A 21,621-nucleotide genomic window follows, 5' to 3' on the forward strand; every position below is an offset into this window, starting at 1 on the left:
CGCCCGGAAACTCATGGGGCGCAACCACATCTGCTGTGGGCGGACGAAATGCGAACGGCCCCGGGTGGATACCCGGGGCCGTTCGGTGGTGCTGAGGGGTATTAACCCTTGTGCGACTTGACCGCTTCGGTCAGCTGCGGGGCGACGTTGAACAGGTCGCCGACGATGCCGTAGTCCGCGATCTCGAAGATCGGGGCCTCTTCGTCCTTGTTGACCGCGACGATGGTCTTCGAGGTCTGCATGCCTGCCCGGTGCTGGATGGCGCCGGAGATGCCGAGGGCGATGTACAGCTGCGGCGAGACCGTCTTACCGGTCTGGCCGACCTGGAACTGGCCCGGGTAGTAGCCGGAGTCGACCGCGGCACGCGAGGCGCCGACGGCGGCACCCAGCGAGTCGGCCAGCGCCTCGACCACCGAGAAGTTGTCGGCGGAACCGACACCACGGCCACCGGAGACGACGATGGTCGCCTCGGTGAGTTCCGGACGGTCACCGGCGACGACCGGTTCGCGCGAGGTCACCTTGACGACGCCGTCTTCCTGAGCAGGCACCTCGACGGTGACCTTCTCGCCGGCACCGGCCTGCGCGGACGCCTCGATCGCGCCGGGGCGCACCGAGATGACCGGCACATCGCCGTTCGACTTGGCGTCGACGGTGAACGCGCCACCGAAGATGGAGTGCACGGCGGTGCCGTCGGACTTCACGTCGATGACGTCGACCAGCAGGCCGGAGCCGATGCGGGCGGCGAGGCGGCCCGACACCTCCTTGCCTTCGGCCGAGGCGGCGACGATGACGGCGGCCGGGGAGACCTGCTCGGTCAGCGCGGCGAGCACGTCGACCTTCGGGGTCACCAGGAAGTTCTCCACGTCGTCGGATTCGGCGATGTAGATCTTCTCGGCGCCGGCCGCGGCGAGCGCGTCGGCCAGCTTCTCGCCGGTGCCCGCGGTGCCGAGCACGACGGCGGCGGGCTCGCCCAGGTTGCGGGCGGCGGTCAGGAGCTCGGTGCTGACCTTCTTGATCGCACCGTCTGCGTGCTCAACGAGCACAAGTACTTCAGCCATTTGTGTTCTCTCCTAAGCAGTCTCAGATCGGCGTGATCAGATGATCTTCTGACCGACGAGGTACTGGGCGATCTTGGTGCCGCCATCGCCCTCGTCCGCGATCTTCTCGCCCGCGGTGCGCGGCGGCTTCGGGGTGGCTCCGGTGACGGTGGTGCCCGCGTTCGCGACACCGACGGTCGACGGGTCGACGCCGAGGTCGGCCAGCGTGAAGGTCTGCACTTCCTTCTTCTTCGCGGCCATGATGCCCTTGAAGGAGGGGAAGCGCGGCTCGTTGATCTTCTCGTTGACGCTGACGATGGCCGGGAGGGTGGCCTCCAGCTTGAAGACGCCGTCGTCGGTCTCCCGCTCGCCGGTGATCTTGTCGCCGTCGACGGTGAGCTTGCGCAGGTGAGTCAGCTGCGGCAGGCCGAGGTACTCGGCGATGATGGCGGGCACCGCACCGGCGCGACCGTCGGTCGCCTCGTTGCCCGCGATGACCAGTTCGACACCTTCGACCTGGCCGAGCGCGCTCGCCAGCACCCAGGCGGTCTGCACGGCGTCGGAGCCGTGGATCGCCGGGTCGTTGATGTGGATGGCCTTGTCGGCGCCCATGGACAGCGCCTTGCGGATGGCCTCGGTGGCCCGGTCCGGACCGGCGGCCAGCACGGTGACCTCGCCGCCCTGGGCCTCCTTGATCAGCAGCGCCTCTTCGACGGCGCGCTCGTTGATCTCGTCGAGGACGGCGTCGGCGGCTTCGCGATCGAGGGTGTAGTCACCATCGGTCAGCTTGCGCTCGGACCAGGTGTCGGGAACCTGCTTGATGAGTACGACGATGTTCGGCATCGGTCTTCGTCGACCTCCTGTTCTGGTTACACGTATGGGCGGTCGCACGAGCGGGCCGTACGTCCGTGTGAGTAGCTCAGGGCGTGACACTACCCTACGTTAAGTTACCCGTGGGTAACTTAGCCGCTTCTCTCTCACAACGCCAGCCCGGGCGATATCGTGCCGGGCGGAAGCCAGCAGCGCGACCCCCGCGTAGCAGTGCATCAGCACTGGGTAGGGCGGTCCCGGTGACCGGGTGCGGGTATCCCGCGAACTGTCGGTGCCAGTAACGTCGGAACGATGAGCGAGGCTGTGATCCCTGCCGCAGTGGACGACCCGACGGGCACGACCGGCGCCCCCGAGACGACCATCGGCGCCGTCGAACCGCTGCCGTTGACCGGCGAGCGGACCGTCCCCGGCATCGCCGAGGAGAACTACTGGTTCCGCAGGCACGAGATCGCCTACGCCGAACTGCTCGACCGCTGCGCCGGAAAAACCGTGCTGGAGGCCGGATCCGGTGAAGGCTACGGCGCGGACATGATCGCCTCGGTAGCCACCAAGGTGATCGGCGTCGACTACGACACCGGCGCGGTCGAGCACGTGCGCGCCCGCTACCCGCGGGTGGAGATGATCCAGGGCAACCTCGCCGAACTGCCGCTCGACGACGCTTCGGTCGACGTGGTGGTGAATTTCCAAGTGATCGAACATCTTTGGGACCAAGCTCAGTTCCTCCGGGAGTGCTTCCGGGTGCTGCGTCCCGGCGGCGAACTGCTGATCAGCACGCCCAACCGGATCACCTTCTCCCCCGGTCGCGATACCCCGCTCAACCCGTTCCACACCCGCGAACTGAACGCCGCCGAGCTCACCGAACTGCTGGTCGACGCCGGATTCGAGGTTGCCGAGATGACCGGCGTGCACCACGGCCCGAGCCTGAAAGCGTTGGACGCCAAGCACGGTGGTTCGTTCATCGACGCGCAGATCGAGCGGGCACTGGCCGGTGAACCATGGCCCGCCGAGCTCACCGCCGACGTCGCGGCCGTCACCATCGAGGATTTCGTGCTGGTCGCCGAGGACATCGACGCGAGTCTCGATCTGGTCGCCATCGCGGTGAAGCCGTGAGTGAGCGAAGCGAACGAACCATCGGCACAGCGCTCTTGGGAACGACGGAGCCGAGGCTCAGCGAGGCGCAGTCGTGAGTGAGCGAAGCGAACGAACCATCGGCACAGCGCCCTTGGGAACGACGGAGCCGAGCGCTAGCGAGGCGCAGTCGTGAGCAGCGAGGCTGTTCCCGGCCAGTTCACCCTGGTCTTGCATTCGCACCTACCGTGGTTCGCCCATCACGGCCGCTGGCCGGTCGGTGAGGAATGGCTCTATCAATCCTGGGCCTCCTCTTACCTTCCGGTCGCCGAAGTCCTGAGAACCCTTGCCGCCGAAGGACGTTCACATCTGCTGAGCCTCGGCATCACGCCGGTGCTCGCGGCCCAGCTGGACGACCCGCACTGCCTGGCGGGGATGCACCACTGGCTCGGCAATTGGCAGCTGCGCGCCGACGAGGCGGCCATGGCGGGCAACATCGCCCTGGGCAGGCACGAACATCGTTTGGCCACAGCGGCTTTGGCGGATTTCGAGGAACGCTGGCGGCATGGCGCGGCACCGGTGTGGCGTGCGCTCATCGATGCCGAGGCGATCGAACTGCTCGGCGGCCCGCTCGCCCATCCGTTCCAGCCGCTGCTCGATCCGCGACTGCGCCAGTTCCAGCTCAACGAGGGCCTGGACGACGCGCGACACCGCTGGGGCCACACACCGACCGGCATCTGGGCACCGGAATGCGGCTACACGCCGGGCATGGAGATCGGCTACGACGCCGCCGGTGTGACACATTTCATGGTCGACGGGCCCGCATTGCGGGGCGACACGTCGCTCGGACGGCCGGTGCGCGAGTCCGATGTGGTCGCGTTCGGGCGCGATCTCCAGGTGAGCTACCGGGTGTGGTCACCGAAATCGGGCTACCCGGGCCAGAGCGCCTACCGTGACTTTCATCACTATGACCACGCCACCGGTCTCAAGCCGGCCCGCGTCACGGGCAAGACCGTGGCAGGCCCGGACAAGGCGCCGTACGACCCGGAGCTCGCGGCGGCGGCGGTGGTCCGCGATGTCGACGACTTCGTCCAGACGGTGCGCGAGCGACTGATCAGCGAATCCGCCCGCATCGGCAAGCCCGCGCTGGTGGTGGCCGCGTTCGACACCGAACTGTTCGGCCACTGGTGGCACGAGGGGCCGCAGTGGTTGGCCCAGGTGTTGCGGGCCCTGCCCGAAGCCGGGGTCACCGTCGGCACGCTGGCCGACGCGCGCGAACGCGGATTCGTCGGTGCGCCTGTGCCATTGGCCGACTCGTCCTGGGGTTCGGGCAAGGACTGGCGGGTCTGGGCCGGGGATCAGGTAAGCGACCTGGTCGAACTCAATGACGACATCGTGCGGCTCACCCTGGAAACGATCGACAAGATGCGCGCCGCCGACGGTGGACCCGCCTTGCGCGACCACGTTGCCGACCAGTTGCTCCGGGAAGCGATTCTCACCGTGTCCAGCGACTGGGCGTTCATGGTCAGCAAGGACTCCGCCGCGGGCTACGCGCGCGACCGCGCGCATCAACACGCGCACGCCGTGCGGGAGATCGCGGCCGCCGTCGGCGCGGGCCAACTCGCGAAAGCACAGCAGTTGGCGGCAGGATGGGGGGCGAGTGACGGACTCTTCCCCGGTGTGGATGCGCGACGACTCGACAGCGCCGGGTCCGGAGAAAGCTTCGCCGTGGCTGCCGCCGCCCCAGGATCGGGCCCCGCTGAACGGTCCACCGCAGAAGGACATGCATGAAGATTTTGATGGTGTCGTGGGAGTACCCGCCGGTTGTGGTCGGCGGGTTGGGCAGGCACGTGCATCACCTGGCTACCGAGTTGGCCGTGGCGGGCCACGAGGTGGTCGTGCTGGCGCGCCGTCCCTCCGGCACCGACTCCTCGACCCACCCCACCCACTCCTTCATCGCCGAGGGCGTGCTGGTGGTCGCGGTCGCGGAGGACCCGCCGGTCTTCGATTTCGGCGAGGACATGCTGGCCTGGACGCTGGCCATGGGGCACGCGATGGTGCGGGCCGGCATCGCGCTCGGCAAACCCGGCATCGGTGACGGCTGGGTGCCCGACGTGGTGCACGCGCACGACTGGCTGGTCGCGCACCCCGGCATCGCGCTGGCCGAGTACTACGACGTGCCGCTGGTGTCGACCATTCACGCCACCGAGGCCGGGCGGCACAGCGGCTGGGTCGCGGGCAAGGTCAACCGGCAGGTGCATTCCGTCGAGTGGTGGCTTGCCAACGAATCCGACGCGCTGATCACCTGCTCAGCATCGATGCAGGACGAAGTGGAGCGGCTCTACGGACCGGAGCGGGTGCCGATGACGGTGATCCGCAACGGAATCGACGTGGGCGCCTGGACATTTCGGCCGCGCTCGCCACGCACCGGCCCGCCGCGGCTGCTGTACGTCGGCAGGCTCGAATACGAGAAGGGCGTGCAGGACGCGATCGCCGCACTGCCGCGCATCCGGCGCGCGCACCCCGGCACCACGCTCACCATCGCCGGTGTCGGCACCCAGTTCGACTGGCTGCGTGAGCGTGCGCGGGTGCATCGGGTGGCCCGCGCGGTGACCTTCGCCGGACAGCTCGACCACACCGAACTCCTCGGCTGGCTGCACGGAGCAGACGCCATCGTGCTGCCGAGCCGCTACGAGCCCTTCGGCATCGTCGCACTGGAGGCGGCCGCCGCTGGCACCCCGCTGATCACCTCCACCGCCGGTGGCCTCGGCGAAGCGGTCATCGACGGCGTCACCGGCGCCTCCTTCGCCCCCGCCGACGTCGACGGTCTCGTCGAAGCCGCCCGCGCCACCCTCGACGACCCCGCCGCCGCCCAAGACCGCGCCTACGCCGCCCGCGAACGCCTCACCGCCGATTTCGCCTGGGACGTCGTAGCCGCCGAAACCGCCCAGGTCTACCACTCGGCAAAACGCCGCGTCCGCAACCCACTCGGCCGCCCCACCATCATCGAACGCCCCCTCCCCGAACGCGACCCCAAGTAGGACGGAGCTACGCCTCCATCTTCTTGACCACGCGCTGGACGGTGAGCCAGGTGCGGGTGGTGATGTTCTTGCCGTAGGTCTTTTCCAGCCAGCTCATGAAGTCCGGGGTTTTGCCGGGTTCGCTGTTGTCGATCACGGCGAGGAAGGCGCGGCATGCCTTGTCGTAACCGACGATTCGGGTCCGCGGGTCGGGCTGGTCGGGAAGTTTGGTTGGCGCCTTGGCGCCGTCTTTGAGGAACGTGGCCACCAGATAGGTGCCGCGCCCGTGGGTGAGGCCGGGGAACGGGTCGGTGTCGAGCAGGGCTCGCAGCTCTTCGTGACTGCGAATGATCGTTCCGCCGGGGATGCCGAGTTCGGCATTCAGGGCCAGCTGTATCCGGTCCTCTAGGTCGCTGACGTCGGTTTCCGCGCTGCGGAAGACGATATTGCCGCTGGCGAGCACCGATGCGACCTGCTCGAAGCCGAGGCCATCGAACACGCCGCGCAGCTTCTCGTTGCTCATGTTCGGATTGCTCGGGGCGATCCCGCGCAGCAGCGCGGCATACCGTTTCATGACGCGGTCTTCGCCGCGCCGTTCTTCTTACGCTCGATATCCGCCAGCGCCGCAAGGTATTTCGCGCGTTCCTCCGCGCTCGCCTCCCAGGCGTCCTTGCGATTCTTGACGACCTTGGCGGGAGCGCCGACAGCGATGCTGTAGTCCGGGATCTCGCCCTTGACGACGGCGTGCGCGCCGAGGACACAGCCGCGGCCGACTCGGGTTTCCCGCAACACGGTCACCTTGGCGGCGATCCAGGTATCGGGTCCGATGCGGACCGGGCTCTTCACGATGCCCTGATCCTTGATCGGCAGCGTGATGTCGTCCATCTTGTGGTCGAAGTCGCAGATGTAGCACCAGTCGGCGACCAGGGTGGATTCGCCGATCTCGATGTCGAGGTAGGTGTTGACGACGTTGTCCTTGCCGAAGACCACCTTGTCGCCGATGCGCAGCGAACCCTCGTGGCAGCGGATGGCGTTGCCGTCGCCGATGTGCACCCAGCGGCCGATCTCCATCCGGCCCAGCTCGGGAGTCGCGTGGATCTCCACCCGCTTGCCGAGGAAGACCATGCCGCGCAACACGATGTGCGGGTTGGCCAGCCGGAACTTGAGCAGCCGGTAGTAGCGGACCAGGTACCAGGGCGTGTAGGCCCGGTTCGCGAGCACCCAGCGCAGCGACGCCATGGTCAGAAAACGCGCCTGCTGCGGATCCCGGCGGCGCGATCCCCGCCAGCGCGTGCGCAACGGCGCGCCCCACATGCTCGTCACTGACGGATCTCCTGTCGTGGTCCAACGGCTCGCCGCCCACCTCCTGCGGCGACGGGATAGAGCATAACGGGCGCTCCCGGACGCGGTTCGCGCGTGGCCGCGCCGACGGCGGCGGACGCCTGATCTGCCTCGACGGTTCGGGGAACGCCAACCTGCGAACCGCAGGGGCGGGACTCACACACCCGCGCGCACCCCTCCCGTACAGTGACTGCTGCGCCGCGGTCGGCGCCCCCCCGAATCCACACGCGTACACCCGAACCGGGTCGCTCCAGAGCTGTGGGTCGGCACGCTTTAGTCTCGTGCGAGCGGAAACGACGACAGGAGTGCAGCAGGTGCGAAGCGGCGTACTGGCTAGTTCCAGGTGGCGACGGTCCCGGATGCGGGTAGTTGCGTCGCTGGCCGCGGTCGGTGCGCTGGCGTTGGCCGGATGCGGCACCGACGTCGACGACATCACGGTCGGGCCGGGTAAAGGCTGGCCCGCCGCGCATCACGACGGACGCAACGGTGGCAGCAGCCCCGTGGTCGGCGCCAAGAAGATCGCGTTGAGCTGGTCGCGCCCGATCGGCGGGCCGATTGCCGAGCCGGTCACCATCGGCCCCGACGGGCAGATGTTCCTGACCACGAACACGCCCACTTGCGTGATCTTCTCCCTGCAGATGGCCACCGGACGTAAACGTTTCTGCACCGAGCTCGGCCAGACCGCGGTCTCCGCGCCTTCGGTGGTCGACGGCATGACCAACGTCTATGTCGGCGACGATCGCGACAACATCGGCGCGGTCATGTCCTTCAACTACCTGGGGCAGCCTCGCTGGCGCACCCCGGTTGCCGGAACGCCGGTCTCGATGCAGTTCACCGGCGACGGAAACCTGTTGACGGTCACCCAATCCGGGCAGGTCGACGTGCTCTCCCGGCAGACCGGCCAGCGCCTGGTGGCCACGACGCAGCTGCTCGGCCAGCCCGACTTCCTGGAAAACCCGAACCTCACCTGGCCGGCCGCCGGGCAAGGCCTGGACGACTGCCGGATCGGCGAACCGCAGTGCCCGGTCGCGAACATCTCCGCCGTCGACACCGCGAGTGGGCGCTTCTTCGTCACGGTATGGCAGCCGGGCAAGCCGAACGCCGCGCTCGTCGCACTTCGGTACGCGGACAACAAGATCCACCAGGACTGGAGCGCCGACCTGCTGTTCGGCGGCAGTGCCACCAGCCCCGCGCTTGCCGCCGACGGCAAGACCGTCTACGTGGGCGACAACAGCAACCGGCTGATCGCCGTCGATGCTGCCGACGGGCGCACGAAATGGGTGCAGCCACTGACCTGGGCGCCGCGCGGCGGCATCTCGGTATCCAGCGACGGCTTGATCATCCCGTCCGGCGACGACGGCTACCTGCTCGCCCTGCGCGACAAGGGTGACGCCGCGGAAATCGCTTGGGAGCGTAAGGACCTCGGCCTCCGCGGCACGCCGGTGCAAACCGCGGGCGGCACCGGCTACACCCCCGCGGCGATCGGCGACGGCCTGAACCTCATCACCTTCGACACCAAAACCGGCACCACCATCGACTCCGACGTGCTCCCCGGCGCGCAGGGCAGCACCACCGGCACCTCCGTCGGCGCGAAGGGCGAAGTCGTGGTCGCCACCCGCATCGGCGAAGTCTTCACCTTCAAGCCCGAGTACTGATTCGGCAGCGGTTAGTTGGTAGTCGCCGCTACGGCCGTGCACAGGAAGGCCGTTGGGGTGCGGCCTATTCGGGTGATCACCAAGGTGAAGGGGTGGGCGCCTTGGGGTTTGAGGGTGCGGCGGAGTTTGTCGGGGTCTACGTCTACGCCGCGTACCAGGATTTCCAGGGGGCCGCAGTGGTGGCGGCGGAGTTCGGCGCGGAGGGTCTTCTCGCGGTAGTCGAGGCGGTCGATGATGCGGAAGCCTCTGGTGCCCGGCGGGACGGTATTGCCTGTCAGGTAGGCGATGCGGGGATCCAGTTGCCACAGGCCGTGTTTCGCGGCGTAGTGGCGGACCAGACCAGCGCGGACGATTGCGCCGTCGGGGTCGATGATCCACTCACCGGGGTCCTTTTCGAGAATATCGTCAGGGGCGGTGTCGGTGAGGGTGAAAGATGTTCCGGCCGACGACAATACGGTCGCACGGCGGGTGACCGCCGAGTCGGTCAGCCCCGCTGACCACAGGCACGCTTCGCGGACGGCGCCGTCGAGGGAGACGATTTCGATCTCGCCGGTCCAGTCGAGGCGGTCGAAATCCAGTCCGGGAGCGCACTTCACGGCGAGATCGCGGCCGGGGTAGGCGGCGAGCAGGTCCGGCAGTGGCGGTTGCAGCTTCGCCGGGTCGTGGGTGCGTCTACCGTCGGCCCGTCGTGCCGGATCTGCGACGACGACGGTGTCCCTGCTCACCGGCACGAGGGCATCCGCCTTGGCCAGCAACACGTTTCGGCGTCCGGCGAGGTTGTGCGCGGCCATCGACAACCGCGCGGCGTCCAAATCGCTGCCGATGACGGCGGGGCACACCATCGCCAGCTCGGCCAGCTCCGCGCCGATCGAGCAGGTCACGTCGTGCACCGCGCGCCCGGCCAACCGAGCGGCCCGGCGCCGGGCGACCAGCGTCGGGGTCGCCTGTTGCAGGGCATCGTCGGTGAACAACCAGTCCCCCGCGTCGGCGAGCTTGGCTGCGGCTTTACGCCGCAAGCGCACCGTTTCGACGAGCGCCGCCGCCCAGCCGCCGTGGTCCCGGCGCACCCGCTCCAGATCACGCAGGTGCGTTGCCTGGGTCAGCTCCAGCCGGTCCACCTCGGCCAGTGCGGCACTACCGGCCGCACTGCCGAGAAAGGCGACATCCGCGCGACTGAAGCCGTAGCCCACTACTTGGCAGACGTGCCCGGCTTCACGCCGGTGATCATCGCGTTGTAGAAGAACTGGCGCGGCACCACCCGGCGCATCACGTTCTCGTCCAGCCAGCTCAGCTTCAGCCACGCCTGGTACATGGCCATCCGGTAGCCCATGGTGAGCTTCTCCTCCGGCACCGCCGCCTCGAAGGTGCGCACCGGCCAGCCCCACAGCGCGGCCGCGAACTCCTCGGTGGTCGCCTTGACGTCGACGGCACCGGCCGAGCTCGCCATCCGCTCCAGTTCGCTCGGGTCGAACGTGTGCAGGTCGACGACCGCCTCGAGCGCCGCGGCCCGCGAGGACTCGTCCAGCTCCGTCTGCGGACGCCGCCAACCGGCCAGCTGTGGCAGCTTGGTGACGGTGGTGGTGGCCTTCCAGGTGATCCGGCCGAGCCAGCGGGCGTAGAAATTGCCCGCCGTGGTCGGCTCGCCCGCGAAGACGAAGCGCCCGCCCGGCTTGAGCACGCGCAGACATTCCTTCAGCGCCAGTTCGACATCCGGGATGTGGTGCAGCACCGCGTGCCCGCACACCAGATCGAAGGTGTCGTCCTCGTACGGGATGGTCTCGGCGTCGGCGACCCTGCCGTCCACGTCGAGTCCGAGGTTCTGCGCGTTGCGCAGCGCGACCTTGACCATGCCCGGCGACAGGTCGGTGACCGAGCCGGACTTGGCCACCCCGCCCTGCATCAGGTTCAGCAGAAAGAAGCCGGTACCGCAGCCGAGTTCGAGGGCACGCTCGTAGGGCAGCGGGGCGGGGCCGACGGCGGCGTCGAACCGGCCACGGGCGTATTCGATGCAGCGCTCGTCATAGGAGATCGACCATTTGTCGTCGTAGGTCTCGGCTTCCCAGTCGTGGTAGAGGACCTGGGCAAGCTTCGTATCCTTGCGCGCGGCTTCGACCTCGGCCTCGGTGGCGTGCGGGTTCGGCGCGGGGTCATCAGGGCGTACCGTCATGGAGGCCAAGCCTAGCTTGTCCGCCTCGCCGCGCATTTTGCCGGTCGTGTGTACAACTCAACCTTTCCACCGGCCCGCATGGCCGACGCCACGCCAGGAACACACATCCGTTCCGAGGCTCAACGACCGACGAATGCCGCCGACCCCGGCCCGTCCGCCACATATGACTCGGTCCCGATCCGGCGATCTTCCGTACCGAACAAATCAGACCATTCGGTCTGCGCCCGATCCAGGCCATGCGGACCCGCCTCGAACACCGCCTTCGCGGCGGCGAGCGCCCGCGCCGGGCCATCGGTGAACTGCCGCGCCCAGCGCAGCCCGGCGGTGTACACGTCGTCGGGCGGGACCACCTCGTCGACCAAGCCGAGCGAGCGCGCTTCATCGGGTTCGACGAAGCGGCCGCTGTAGACGAGGTCCTTCGCCGGACCCGGTCCGATCAGCAGGGAAAGGCGCCGGATCCCGGCGAGCGGGATCAGCCCCGCCTTGATCTGCGGCAACCCGAGCTTGACGTTGTCGCCGATGATGCGCCGATCCGCGCCGAGCGCGAGCTCCAGCCCACCGCCGAGGCAGTAGCCACTGATCGCCGCGACCGTCGGCTGCGGCAGCCGGGCCAGGCAGCCGAGCCCGCGCTGCAGATCGCCCGCCATCGCCCGCGCCTGGTCTTCGCTCAGCCCGGCCAGCTCGGCCAGATCGTCGCCCGCCGAGAACACCCGCTCGTCGCCGTAGAGCATGACCGCCGCGACGGCCTGGTCCGCGGCGATCGCCTCGGCCGCATCGGCCAGCTCCCGCACCAACTGCGCGTTCAGCAGGTTCATCGGCGGGCGGGCGATCCGGAGGACGGCCACGCGACGCGCGGCATCACCCTCGGGCAGATCCAGGGTCACGAATTCGGCCATGGGACGGAACGCTACCGGGTGGCCGACCACTCCCCCGTCGGGCGTATCGCCCCCCGCCTCACTTACGTACGGAGCCCTTGAGCCTGCCGGTATCCGGAAGATCGGCGAAGTACCGATTACTGTCCGGGAACGCCAGCACGTCCTGCCCCGCGACGCCGGGGAGCACCGGCATGATCGGCTCGATGACCATGTCCGCGGCGAGGATTTCGGCGGTGGACCCGAATTCGGCGAGCGCGTCCAGCTGCGACCAGGTCGGCGGCAGCAGGATGTCGGTGCCCGCCCGCCATCGGTCCAGCGCCTCGGCCGGTGTACGCCACTGCACCTCCGCCGCCTCCGACGTCGCGCCATCGGCCAGCTGCCCCGCAGGCAGCACCGCGACGAAGAACCGGGTGTCGTAGCGGCGCGGCTCGACCACCGGAGTGATCCAATTCGCCCACGGCCGAAGCAGATCCGCGCGCAGCACCAAGTTCTCCTCGGCGAGGAAACCGGCCAGCGACAGCTCGCGTCGTTCCAGCTTGCCGCGCGCGTCGTGATACCTGGTCGTGTCCGAGACCACGCTGTCCGCGGTCGGACCGGCAAGCAGCACACCGCATTCCTCGAATGTCTCGCGCACGGCGGCACAGACCAGCGCCTTGGCCCTCGGCTCGGTGGTGGCGAAACGCTCGGCCCACCAAGCGGGTTCCGGCCCCGCCCAGGCGATGTCGGCGGTCCCGTCCGCGGGATCGACACCGCCACCGGGGAACACGGTCATCCCCGCGGCGAACGCCATCGCGCCCACCCGGCGCTGCAGGAAGACCTCGGGTCCGGCGGCACCGTCGCGCACCAGCATCACCGTCGACGCGTCCTTGGGCGACGAGGCCTGCGGCTGAGAGTCAGCCTGCCCGTTTATCTCACTCACAACTTGCACCATAACGCGCGCTTCGTGAGCGCCGTCACGGGCCGCACGGTCAGCGCGTGCGGTGCTTGCCCGCGCGACGAGCGCGGCGCGCGAAGTAGCGGCCGTCCACGTGGTCGAGGGCGATCGACTGGCGGAAGGCATCGCTGAGGTTTTCCGACGTCAGCACATCGGTAAGCAAGCCCTGCGCGACCACCGCACCCTCGTTGAGCAGGAGTCCATGGGTGAAGCCTGGTGGGATCTCCTCCACATGGTGAGTGACCAGAACGATGGCGGGCGAGTCCGGGTCGGCGGCCAGATCGCCGAGCCGTTCCACCAATTCCTCACGGCCACCGAGATCGAGGCCCGCGGCCGGTTCGTCGAGCAGCAACAGCTCCGGGTCGGTCATCAGGGCGCGGGCAATGAGCACCCGCTTGCGCTCCCCCTCGGACAGGGTGCCGTACGTGCGATCCGAAAGATGTTCGGCGCCAAGGCTTTCCAACATGTCGACGGCGCGATCGGTGTCGACGTCGTCGTAGCGTTCGCGCCACCGGCCGAGCACCGCGTACCCCGCCGACACCACCAGATCGCTGACCTTCTCATCGCGCGGCACCCGCCCCGCCACCGCGGCGGACGACAAGCCGATCCGCGGGCGTAGCTCGCTGATATCGACCTTGCCAAGCACCTCGCCGAGCAGATGGGCGGTGCCCGAGGTCGGATGCATCTCGGCGGCGGCCATGCGCAGCAGTGAGGTCTTGCCCGCGCCGTTGGGCCCGAGCACGACCCAGCGTTCGTCGAGCTCGACCTGCCAGCTGACCGGGCCGACGAGCGTGTGGCCCGAGCGGCGAACGGTGACGTCGGTGAAATCGATGAGCAGATCGGGATCCGGTTGTGGCACGCGGTCCATCTTGGACCACCCGGCAGGCTGCTCGCCAACGCGGGCAGGGAGCGGGGAACGTGTCGCTCGGCTCAGCGGCGGCGGTCCAGCACGAAGTAGTCACGTAGCTGCTGGTCGTCGCCGTGATCCGGATCGGGATGGTCCTCCCCGTCCGACTTGTGGAGCAGCCGGGCCACGATGAGGGCCAAGGGAACCGACAAAAGCACCCAGAGAGCGAGAATCACCAGCAGCGTCGTCATAGCTGGTCCTTCCCTTCCGTTGAGCAAGGCCGCGATGCCTCGATACGACGAGCCTCCGTCTGGCGGGCTCGGCGCGGGTAGAGCACAACGTCCTCGGCGAGTTGCTAAGGCATACCCAGATTCGGGTCGCGCAACGCCCATTCCGCGCGTCCGGTTTCGGCGCCTTCACCAGGATCGAGCGGGTACCGCGATCACCGTCATCGAGCCGGGCGCCACCTCGGTGAACCCGGCGTCGCGCACGGCCACCGCCGCGCCACGGGCGACCTCATCGGCCAGCGTCTGCCATTGTCGCGCATCGGCTTCCCGTACCGAGCACCGGAACCCGCGCTCGGCCCAGCGCAGTGCGTGTTCGGCGGTCGACGCACCGGCGAGCAACATGCTGGCATGACCGACCTGCGCGGCGGCCTTGCCCACGGTCATGCCGAGTCGCGAATTCAGCCACAGCACCGGCAGATCGGGATCGGCGGGGCCGGGCTCGTCGTGGTCGAGGTCGGTGCCGCCGATCTGCAGGCGCTTGATGCGCGGGTCGACCTCGCCGACCGGGCCGGGGACGAAGGCCCGCGCCTGCGCGCCGTCGATGTCGACCGTGACGCCGTCCACCTCGTTCGCGGCGAGCCACTGGGCGCCACGCGCGCGCCGGGTCACCTTGCGGATGCGTGAGCGTTTCCACGCCAGGTAGCGCTGCGCCCATTCGCCGTCCGGACCGACCCGCTCGTCCAGGCACAGCGCCACCGACGCGGTCGCCGCGGCGGCCAGCAGCGCACTGCGCGGCGGCGGGTCCACCTTGGGCAGGTGCAGCACGATCTGCATGGCCTGGACCATGGCCGGATCGTCGGGGTCGCCCGCGCCGCCGTAGCCGCGGGCCAACTCCGCATGCCGGACGCGGAATCCCGCCTCGTCGAATTCGACCGGCCCCATCGGACTTTCCCGGGCATCCCGGACTTCGGCACCACATTCCGGGATGCTCGACATCACTCCACCTTGATCGTCAACGAAAACGTCTGTGCCGGTTCCATACCCTGCTCCCACGGCCGCAGGTAGTCCATCGTCAGGCGGCTGATGCCCGGGGCGTTGCCGACGAAGGTCCACACCGACGTGCCACCGGAGCCGGGGGCGACCGGCACGTTGGGATCCGGCGTGAAGGCCGGTTCCCCTTGCGCCCGAACCACCTTCGCGTCCACTTCGGCGATCTGCCAGGAGTAACCGGTGGACGGATTCGCGGGCAGCGTCACCACCAGGGGCTGGCCGACGGTGAGCCGCCGCTCCTTGCCGTTGTCGACCTCGGTGGCCGTCACCGGGGCTGGCGGCGGAGCGGATGTCGCGGCGACCGAGGAGGTCGGATCCGACGTGGCGGCATCGTCGTTGCCGCACCCGACGACGGTCAATCCGAGCAGCAGCACAAGCAGAGATTTCCGCAACGCACCCTCCGAATCACCCTGATGATCATGGTCGGCGCCAGCCTACCGACGGGGCAGGCCGGACCGCGCAATCGACACCGGGTACCCGGTGGTCAGCTCAGCGGCACCCGGCGCAGCAGTCCGTCGCGGGCGTCGGCGGCCTCGACCTCGTGCCGGGTGACACCGAGGACGTAGAGCACCGCGTCCAGGTAGGGGTGCGACAGTGCCGCGTCGGCGATCTCGCGGAGCGCGGGTTTGGCATTGAACGCGACACCGAGCCCGGCCGCATTGAGCATGTCGATGTCGTTGGCGCCGTCGCCGACCGCGACCGTCTGCTCCATCGGCACCCCCGCCTCGGCCGCGAACTTGCGCAACGCGGTGGCCTTGGCGGCCCGGTCGACGATCTCGCCGACGACCCGCCCGGTCAGCTTGCCGCCCTTGATCTCCAACGTGTTGGCCTGCACGAAGTCCAGTTCGAGTTCGTGCGCCAACGGCTCGATCACCTGACGGAACCCACCCGACACCACACCGCAGCGGAAGCCGAGCCGACGCAGCGTGCGAATGGTGGTGCGCGCGCCTGGGGTCAGCTCGATCCGCTCGGCGACCTCCTCGATCACCGACTCGTCCAGCCCGGCCAGGGTCGCGACCCGCTGACGCAGCGATTCGGCGAAGTCGAGTTCGCCGCGCATGGCCGATTCGGTGACCTTGCGGACTTCGTCCTCGACGCCGGCGTGCGCGGCGAGCATTTCGATCACCTCACCCTGGATGAGGGTCGAGTCCACGTCGAACACGATGAGGCGCTTGGCCCGGCGAGCCAGTCCGGCCCGCTCCACCGCGACGTCGACCTGTTCGGCGACCGCTGCCTCGGCCAGTGCCGTGCGCAGTCGCGAGTCGGTGTCGGCACCGGTGTCGGTCGCGGTGACCAGCAGTTCCATCCCGGTGACCGGGTAGTCCGCGATGCCGCGAATGCTGTCGATATTGGCGCCGAGCGCGGCCAGTTGCCGCGACACCGAGCTGAACGCGCGCGCGGTGACCGGTGCGCCCAGGATCACCACCGCGTGGGTGGACATCGGCTGCCTGCCGATCACCGCGTCGACCTCGACGTCGACATGCATGCCGACGGTGTTCATCGCTTCTTCGAGCTCGTCCTGCAGCGCCTCCGGGTCACTCGGACAGGTGACCAGCACACCGAGGGTCAGTCGGCCGCGAATGACGACCTGCTCGACATCCAGCAGGCTCACGTGGTGCCGGGACATCGCCGCGAGCAGCACGGACGTCACACCGGGACGGTCGGGTCCGGTGACGGTGACGAGAACGGTGGTGTCGGCCAACTGAGTTGCTCCAGTTTCGTAAGGTTGCCGTCGCTGTGCTTGACCTCGTTGTCACATCGCTGCGGGCGACTACTTCGCTGCACAAACGAGTGTGCACCCGCTGGTGGCCAGCAGGTGCACACTCGTCGTCGTAATAATTCCTACTTGGTTGCCACTGCGCCTTCGTGGACGTCGGTGGCGTGCTTGCCCGAACCCCAGCCCACGTGCGCCTCCTGCCGCATCCGCTCAACCATGTGCGGGTAGTGCAGCTCGAACGCCGGACGCTCGGACCGGATGCGCGGCAGCTCGTAGAAGTTGTGCCGCGGCGGCGGGCAGGTGGTGGCCCATTCCAGCGAGTTGCCGTAGCCCCACGGATCGTCCACGGTGACGACCTCGCCGTAGCGGAAGCTCTTGAAGACGTTCCAGATGAACGGCAGCATCGAGGCGCCGAGGATGAACGCGCCGATGGTGGAGATGGTGTTCAGCACGGTGAAGCCGTCGCTGGGCAGGTAGTCGGCGTAGCGGCGCGGCATGCCCTCGGCGCCGAGCCAGTGCTGCACCAGGAAGGTGGTGTGGAAGCCGACGAACGTGGTCCAGAAGTGCCACTTGCCGAGGCGCTCGTCCATCATCCGGCCGGTGATCTTCGGAAACCAGAAGTAGATACCGGCGAAGGTGGCGAACACGATGGTGCCGAAGAGCACGTAGTGGAAGTGCGCGACAACGAAGTACGAGTCGGTGACGTGGAAGTCCAGCGGCGGGCTGGCCAGGATGACACCGGACAGACCACCGAAGAGGAAGGTCACCAGGAAGCCGATCGACCACAGCATCGGCGTCTCGAACGTCAGCTGACCACGCCACATGGTGCCGATCCAGTTGAAGAACTTCACCCCGGTCGGCACGGCGATCAGGAACGTCATGAACGAGAAGTACGGCAGCAGAACGGCACCGGTCGCGTACATGTGGTGCGCCCACACCGCGATCGACAGCGCGGCGATGCCGAGCGTCGCGTAGACCAGCGTGGTGTAACCGAAGATCGGCTTGCGCGAGAACACCGGGAAGATCTCGGACACGATGCCGAAGAACGGCAGCGCGATGATGTACACCTCGGGATGCCCGAAGAACCAGAACAGGTGCTGGTAGAGCAGGACGCCGCCGGTCGCCGGGTCGTAGATGTGGCCACCGAGGTGCCGGTCGTAGGCGAGGCCGAACAGCGCTGCGGTCAGCAGCGGGAAGGCCAGCAGCACGAGCACGCTGGTGACGGCGATGTTCCAGGTGAAAATCGGCATCCGGAACATGGTCATACCGGGGGCGCGCAGGCAGACGACGGTGGTCAGCATGTTGACGCCACCGAGGATGGTGCCGAGACCGGAGACGGCGAGACCGAGGATCCACAGGTCAGCGCCGACGCCGGGCGAGTGCAGGATGTCGGTGAGCGGGGTGTAGGCGGTCCAGCCGAAGTCGGCGGCGCCACCCGGGGTGATGAAGCCCGCGGTCGCCATCGTGCCGCCGAACAGGTACAGCCAGTAGCTGAACGCGTTCAGTCGGGGGAAGGCGACGTCAGGGGCGCCGATCTGCAGCGGGAGCACGATGTTGGCGAAGCCGAACACGATGGCCGTCGCGTAGAACAGCAGCATGATGGTGCCGTGCATGGTGAACAGCTGGTTGAACTGTTCCGGCGAGAGGAACTGCAGACCCGGCCGCGCCAGCTCGGCCCGCATCATCAGCGCCATCAGACCACCGATGAGGAAGAAGCTCATCGCGGTCACCAGGTACATGGTGCCGAGGACCTTGGGGTCGGTGGTGGTGACCATCTTGTAGAGATACGAACCCTTCGGCCCGGTCCGCGCCGGATACGGCCGAGTCGCTTCCAACTGCTGGACTGGCTGGGGCTCTACCGCAGTCACTGATCCTCCTGAAGGTGCCTTTAGGTCGCTCCGCAGGCTCCGCTGCTTGCATCCATCCCCATGTCGGAACAGACGACAGTTCGCTTGCGCTTCTGGAATCGTAAACCGTGCTGCCGCAGCAATCCGCACGGGTCCTACTCTGTGTCGTATTTCGTTGGTCGGGCCGGAACGACACGACACCGATGAGTTTGCCGGATGGTCGGCGTCTCTATCGGTGTCCAGTGTTCCACTCCAGGCCAGGAGACCAACCATGACCGACCAGAACCAGCCCAAGCCCGGCGATCCCTGCTGGGTCGATCTCTACACCTCCGATCTCGACCGCAGCATCGCCTTCTACGGCGAACTGTTCGGCTGGACCGCCGATCGCGCGGGCGAAGAATTCGGTGGCTACGTCACCTTCCGCAAGGACGGCCTTGCAGTCGCCGGTGCCATGGGACGGATGGCGGGTGAGGAAAGCCCCGAGCAGTGGACCATCTATCTGGCCAGCTCCGATGCCAAGGCCACCGCCGACAAGGCGCTTGCGCACGGTGGGTCCGTGTTCGTCGCACCGATGGCCGTCGGCGATCTGGGGAGCATGGCGGTGCTCGGCGACGTGGGTGGCGCGAGCATCGGCGTCTGGCAGACCGGGACCTTCGGCGGTTTCGAGACCCGCGCGCTGGTCAATGACGGGCAGTGGCGCGACCATGCGGGCGCACCGTCCTGGTTCGAGTTGCACACCCGCGCCTACGACGCCTCGCTCGACTTCTACCGCAGCGTTTTCGGTTGGCAGGACACCTTCACCATCTCCGACACTCCGGAATTCCGCTACACCACCATTCACGCGCAGAGCCCGATGCTCGGTGGCGTCATGGACGCCGCCGCGTTCATGCCGGAGGGCGTACCGGCTGGCTGGACCGTGTATTTCGGCGCCGACGAGGTGGACAAGACGATCGCGAAGTTGGTCGAACTGGGCGGCACGGTGCTGTCCGCGCCCGAGGACACCCCGTACGGCCGGATGGCGGCGGTCGCCGATGCCACCGGGGCGCGCTTCAGCATCGGCGGCGACACCGCCTGAGCAGCCGGAACCGGCGGGTCGCGCGGAATACCCTGCCCCACGGCGGTTTCCGCGCGGCCGGTCGCAGTAGGGGCGCGACGCGGCACGCGGGCGCGGTGGCCTCTCCCCTGGCCGCGCCGCGCACGCATGTACCCTCACCCGCATGCCGCTGAGCGCCTTCGTTCGCACCCGAAACCGCACAGCTTCTCCCCGATCCGGCACCGCCCGCGTGGCACGGCGCCGGATCGTCGCTGTCGCGGCGTTATGCGCGACCGCCGTGGCGGCGGGCTGCAGCAGCACACCCGACGACGCCAGCAGCATCGTGCGCACCACCACCAATATCGCGGGTGCGGGCGTGGTCGGGCTGGAGCGTGACACCACCCGGGCCTGTGCGCTGCCGAGCGCACCCGATCCGGCGAACGGCAGCACGCGTACCGTCACGCACGCCGCCGGCGTCTCGGAGGTGCCCGCCGACCCGCAGCGCATCGTCGTCCTCACCACCTCGGCGCTTGACGCGGCGTGCGCGGTTGGCCTGTGGGAACGCGTCGTCGGCGCGGTCACCCTCGACGGGCCGAGCCCACAGCCCGACTATCTCGGCACCGGTGTGCTGAAGATCCCCGGCGTCGGCTCGGCCGCACAGCCGGATCCGGCGCTCATCGCCGGTCTGCATCCCGACCTCATTCTCGGCAATATCCCCACCGCGGGAGCGAGTTTCGACGCGCTACGGGCGATCGCCCCCACCGTCCTGGTCGGCGCCGACAACAGCTGGCAGGCCGAATTCACCGCGCTCGCAACAGGTCTGGGTCGGCGCGCGGCCGCCGACGACGCACTCGACAACTACCGCACCGAGGCCACCGATATCGGCAACGCGATCGCCGCCAATCAGACGCAGGCCTCGCTCATCCGATTCACCGCTGATACCAATCGGATTCAGGGCAGCGACAGTTTCGCGGGCCAGGTTCTCGGTGACGTGGGTGTGCAGCGGCCCACCGCGCAGCGCGGCCCCTCGTTCGACGTCACCCCCGACCAGTTCGCCACCAAGGTCGAAGGCGATCTGATCTATGTGATCCTCGCGGGCGAGGAGGGCAAGCGCCACGGCGAGTCGGTGCTGCGCACCGATGCGTGGAAGGACCTCGGCGCCGCGACCGACAAGCGGGTCTTCGCCGTCGAGGACACCGTCTGGCACGGCAACGGCCTCACCGCCGCCCGTGCGCTGCTCGCCGATCTGAACGGCACGCTCAACGGGTTCGTCACCGACTGACCCCGGTACCCCCTTGGTGGCATTTTGCCCACCCTGGGAGGTGCGCCGACCAGCGCTTGGGTTGCTGTCGAAGTCTCTTCTCGTGGACGAGATTAGAGGTACGCAAGAAACCTCTTCACCGAGACTTCGAGGGACAACCACCATGCATACGCTGACCGACTCGCTCGCCGACAACCTCCGCAGGCTGCCGCTGGCGCGGCCCGTCGCCGAGGTCGATCCGAACGCGGTCGTGGTGTCCACCGCCGACTGCGCCCTCACCTACGCCGAGCTGGATCGTTGGTCGAACCGGCTGGCCAGGCTGCTGCTCGAGCTCGGCGCGGACGACAACCCGCGCGTCGCCATCGCGATCACCGACGAGATCGAATCCGTTGTCGCGGAGCGGGCCATCGTCAAGATCGGCGGCACACCGGTACCCGTCGCCGCGGACGGGTCGTTCACCCTGGGCACCACGCTGGGCGTGACCACCAAGGCGCAGCGCGCCGCGCTCACCGACGCGATCGACTGGCTGGTGCTGGACGACCGCTCGACACTGCAGCGCTACCTCGCGGGCTCCGACGCGCCGCTCACCGACGACGAGCAGCAGCTGCCGAAATCGGCCTGAGCCCAGGCGCGCCCGACCACGTTCGGGCGCGCCGTTCGGCATGTCCGACCCATGTCGGCAATCGCCCATCGGTGTACACGTCACCGGTT

Annotated in this window: 21 protein-coding genes; 7 read left to right on the top strand and 14 right to left on the bottom strand. The window is 68.4% G+C overall.

Features of this window, described 5'->3' with window-relative positions; all coding sequences use genetic code 11:
* Nucleotides 1-101: 101 nt before the first annotated feature.
* Together KV110_RS31075 and KV110_RS31080 are read right to left on the bottom strand one after the other, a co-directional pair.
* Nucleotides 102-1,058, bottom strand: coding sequence for an electron transfer flavoprotein subunit alpha/FixB family protein (locus tag KV110_RS31075; protein ID WP_218470730.1), 957 nt, complete (start codon nt 1,056-1,058; stop codon nt 102-104).
* Nucleotides 1,059-1,094: 36 nt separating this feature from the next.
* Complete coding sequence (locus KV110_RS31080; protein ID WP_218470731.1) at nt 1,095-1,880, bottom strand: electron transfer flavoprotein subunit beta/FixA family protein; 786 nt, start codon at nt 1,878-1,880, stop codon at nt 1,095-1,097.
* Between the two features lie 279 nt (nt 1,881-2,159).
* On the opposite strand from KV110_RS31080, the gene KV110_RS31085 reads away from it, so the two are divergent.
* The 3 genes from KV110_RS31085 to KV110_RS31095 all read left to right on the top strand — a co-directional run bounded on the left by KV110_RS31085 (nt 2,160) and on the right by KV110_RS31095 (nt 5,977).
* On the top strand, nt 2,160-2,978 hold the full coding sequence (locus KV110_RS31085; protein ID WP_218470732.1) for a class I SAM-dependent methyltransferase: 819 nt from the start codon (nt 2,160-2,162) through the stop codon (nt 2,976-2,978).
* Between the two features lie 150 nt (nt 2,979-3,128).
* Nucleotides 3,129-4,727 carry a 1,4-alpha-glucan branching protein domain-containing protein gene (locus KV110_RS31090; protein WP_218470733.1) on the top strand — a complete coding sequence of 533 codons (1,599 nt, stop codon included), beginning with the start codon at nt 3,129-3,131 and terminating at the stop codon, nt 4,725-4,727.
* On the top strand, nt 4,724-5,977 hold the full coding sequence (locus KV110_RS31095; protein WP_218470734.1) for a glycosyltransferase family 4 protein: 1,254 nt from the start codon (nt 4,724-4,726) through the stop codon (nt 5,975-5,977). The genes KV110_RS31090 and KV110_RS31095 overlap by 4 nt, the downstream gene beginning before the upstream one ends.
* A 7-nt stretch (nt 5,978-5,984) precedes the next feature.
* On the opposite strand, the gene KV110_RS31100 is transcribed toward KV110_RS31095, so the two are convergent.
* Nucleotides 5,985-6,530, bottom strand: a complete 546-nt coding sequence (locus KV110_RS31100; RefSeq protein WP_218470735.1) for a DUF1697 domain-containing protein — start codon at nt 6,528-6,530, stop codon at nt 5,985-5,987.
* Nucleotides 6,527-7,279 carry an acyltransferase gene (locus KV110_RS31105; RefSeq protein WP_218470736.1) on the bottom strand — a complete coding sequence of 251 codons (753 nt, stop codon included), beginning with the start codon at nt 7,277-7,279 and terminating at the stop codon, nt 6,527-6,529. The genes KV110_RS31100 and KV110_RS31105 overlap by 4 nt, the downstream gene beginning before the upstream one ends.
* 377 nt (nt 7,280-7,656) lie before the next feature.
* On the opposite strand from KV110_RS31105, the gene KV110_RS31110 reads away from it, so the two are divergent.
* Entirely contained in the window at nt 7,657-8,952 is a 1,296-nt protein-coding gene (locus tag KV110_RS31110) for an outer membrane protein assembly factor BamB family protein (protein WP_218470737.1), read from the top strand.
* A gap of 11 nt (nt 8,953-8,963) precedes the next feature.
* Here KV110_RS31110 and KV110_RS31115 read toward each other — a convergent pair whose 3' ends face one another.
* The 10 genes from KV110_RS31115 to ctaD form a co-directional block, all read right to left on the bottom strand.
* A complete protein-coding gene (locus tag KV110_RS31115; protein ID WP_218470738.1) occupies nt 8,964-10,142 on the bottom strand; it encodes a class I SAM-dependent methyltransferase in 1,179 nt (392 codons plus the stop codon).
* Nucleotides 10,142-11,119 carry a class I SAM-dependent methyltransferase gene (locus KV110_RS31120; RefSeq protein WP_218470739.1) on the bottom strand — a complete coding sequence of 326 codons (978 nt, stop codon included), beginning with the start codon at nt 11,117-11,119 and terminating at the stop codon, nt 10,142-10,144. Before KV110_RS31120 ends, KV110_RS31115 begins: the two co-directional genes overlap by 1 nt.
* 119 nt (nt 11,120-11,238) lie before the next feature.
* Complete coding sequence (locus KV110_RS31125) at nt 11,239-12,015, bottom strand: enoyl-CoA hydratase-related protein (protein ID WP_218470740.1); 777 nt, start codon at nt 12,013-12,015, stop codon at nt 11,239-11,241.
* A gap of 58 nt (nt 12,016-12,073) precedes the next feature.
* Nucleotides 12,074-12,844: an NUDIX hydrolase gene (locus tag KV110_RS31130; RefSeq protein WP_246634806.1), complete on the bottom strand. Its 771-nt coding sequence runs from the start codon at nt 12,842-12,844 to the stop codon at nt 12,074-12,076.
* Between the two features lie 118 nt (nt 12,845-12,962).
* Nucleotides 12,963-13,796 (bottom strand): ABC transporter ATP-binding protein, encoded by an 834-nt coding sequence (locus tag KV110_RS31135; protein WP_218470742.1) that lies wholly within the window; start codon nt 13,794-13,796, stop codon nt 12,963-12,965.
* Between the two features lie 62 nt (nt 13,797-13,858).
* Entirely contained in the window at nt 13,859-14,026 is a 168-nt protein-coding gene (locus KV110_RS31140) for a transmembrane 9 family protein (protein WP_218470743.1), read from the bottom strand.
* A 165-nt stretch (nt 14,027-14,191) separates the two neighbouring features.
* Nucleotides 14,192-14,944, bottom strand: a complete 753-nt coding sequence (locus KV110_RS31145; protein ID WP_246634807.1) for an aminoacyl-tRNA hydrolase — start codon at nt 14,942-14,944, stop codon at nt 14,192-14,194.
* 53 nt (nt 14,945-14,997) lie between these two features.
* A complete protein-coding gene (locus tag KV110_RS31150; protein WP_218470745.1) occupies nt 14,998-15,444 on the bottom strand; it encodes a protease inhibitor I42 family protein in 447 nt (148 codons plus the stop codon).
* A gap of 92 nt (nt 15,445-15,536) precedes the next feature.
* On the bottom strand, nt 15,537-16,754 hold the full coding sequence (gene serB / locus KV110_RS31155) for a phosphoserine phosphatase SerB (RefSeq protein ID WP_218470746.1): 1,218 nt from the start codon (nt 16,752-16,754) through the stop codon (nt 15,537-15,539).
* Nucleotides 16,755-16,894: 140 nt separating this feature from the next.
* Complete coding sequence (gene ctaD / locus KV110_RS31160; RefSeq protein ID WP_218470747.1) at nt 16,895-18,637, bottom strand: aa3-type cytochrome oxidase subunit I; 1,743 nt, start codon at nt 18,635-18,637, stop codon at nt 16,895-16,897.
* A gap of 250 nt (nt 18,638-18,887) precedes the next feature.
* Here ctaD and KV110_RS31165 point away from each other — a divergent pair, with 250 nt between their 5' ends.
* From KV110_RS31165 to KV110_RS31175, 3 genes are all read left to right on the top strand, one after another.
* Nucleotides 18,888-19,691, top strand: a complete 804-nt coding sequence (locus KV110_RS31165; RefSeq protein ID WP_218470748.1) for a VOC family protein — start codon at nt 18,888-18,890, stop codon at nt 19,689-19,691.
* Between the two features lie 142 nt (nt 19,692-19,833).
* Nucleotides 19,834-20,931 (top strand): ABC transporter substrate-binding protein, encoded by a 1,098-nt coding sequence (locus tag KV110_RS31170; protein WP_218470750.1) that lies wholly within the window; start codon nt 19,834-19,836, stop codon nt 20,929-20,931.
* 142 nt (nt 20,932-21,073) lie between these two features.
* A complete protein-coding gene (locus tag KV110_RS31175; protein ID WP_218470751.1) occupies nt 21,074-21,532 on the top strand; it encodes an AMP-binding protein in 459 nt (152 codons plus the stop codon).
* Nucleotides 21,533-21,621 lie beyond the last annotated feature (89 nt).

The sequence above is a fragment of the Nocardia iowensis genome, assembly GCF_019222765.1.
Lineage (GTDB): Bacteria > Actinomycetota > Actinomycetes > Mycobacteriales > Mycobacteriaceae > Nocardia > Nocardia iowensis.

Coding starts and splice junctions, on each gene's coding strand:
- KV110_RS31170 (WP_218470750.1), top strand. CDS start 19,834: ATGCCGCTGAGCGCCTTCGTTCGCACCCGAAACCGCACAGCTTCTCCC.
- KV110_RS31175 (WP_218470751.1), top strand. CDS start 21,074: ATGCATACGCTGACCGACTCGCTCGCCGACAACCTCCGCAGGCTGCCG.
- KV110_RS31140 (WP_218470743.1), bottom strand. CDS start 14,026: ATGACGACGCTGCTGGTGATTCTCGCTCTCTGGGTGCTTTTGTCGGTT.
- KV110_RS31095 (WP_218470734.1), top strand. CDS start 4,724: ATGAAGATTTTGATGGTGTCGTGGGAGTACCCGCCGGTTGTGGTCGGC.
- KV110_RS31165 (WP_218470748.1), top strand. CDS start 18,888: ATGACCGACCAGAACCAGCCCAAGCCCGGCGATCCCTGCTGGGTCGAT.
- KV110_RS31080 (WP_218470731.1), bottom strand. CDS start 1,880: ATGCCGAACATCGTCGTACTCATCAAGCAGGTTCCCGACACCTGGTCC.
- KV110_RS31135 (WP_218470742.1), bottom strand. CDS start 13,796: ATGGACCGCGTGCCACAACCGGATCCCGATCTGCTCATCGATTTCACC.
- KV110_RS31130 (WP_246634806.1), bottom strand. CDS start 12,844: ATGCTGGTGCGCGACGGTGCCGCCGGACCCGAGGTCTTCCTGCAGCGC.
- KV110_RS31085 (WP_218470732.1), top strand. CDS start 2,160: ATGAGCGAGGCTGTGATCCCTGCCGCAGTGGACGACCCGACGGGCACG.
- KV110_RS31125 (WP_218470740.1), bottom strand. CDS start 12,015: ATGGCCGAATTCGTGACCCTGGATCTGCCCGAGGGTGATGCCGCGCGT.
- KV110_RS31100 (WP_218470735.1), bottom strand. CDS start 6,530: ATGAAACGGTATGCCGCGCTGCTGCGCGGGATCGCCCCGAGCAATCCG.
- KV110_RS31110 (WP_218470737.1), top strand. CDS start 7,657: ATGCGGGTAGTTGCGTCGCTGGCCGCGGTCGGTGCGCTGGCGTTGGCC.
- KV110_RS31145 (WP_246634807.1), bottom strand. CDS start 14,944: ATGGGGCCGGTCGAATTCGACGAGGCGGGATTCCGCGTCCGGCATGCG.
- KV110_RS31120 (WP_218470739.1), bottom strand. CDS start 11,119: ATGACGGTACGCCCTGATGACCCCGCGCCGAACCCGCACGCCACCGAG.
- KV110_RS31075 (WP_218470730.1), bottom strand. CDS start 1,058: ATGGCTGAAGTACTTGTGCTCGTTGAGCACGCAGACGGTGCGATCAAG.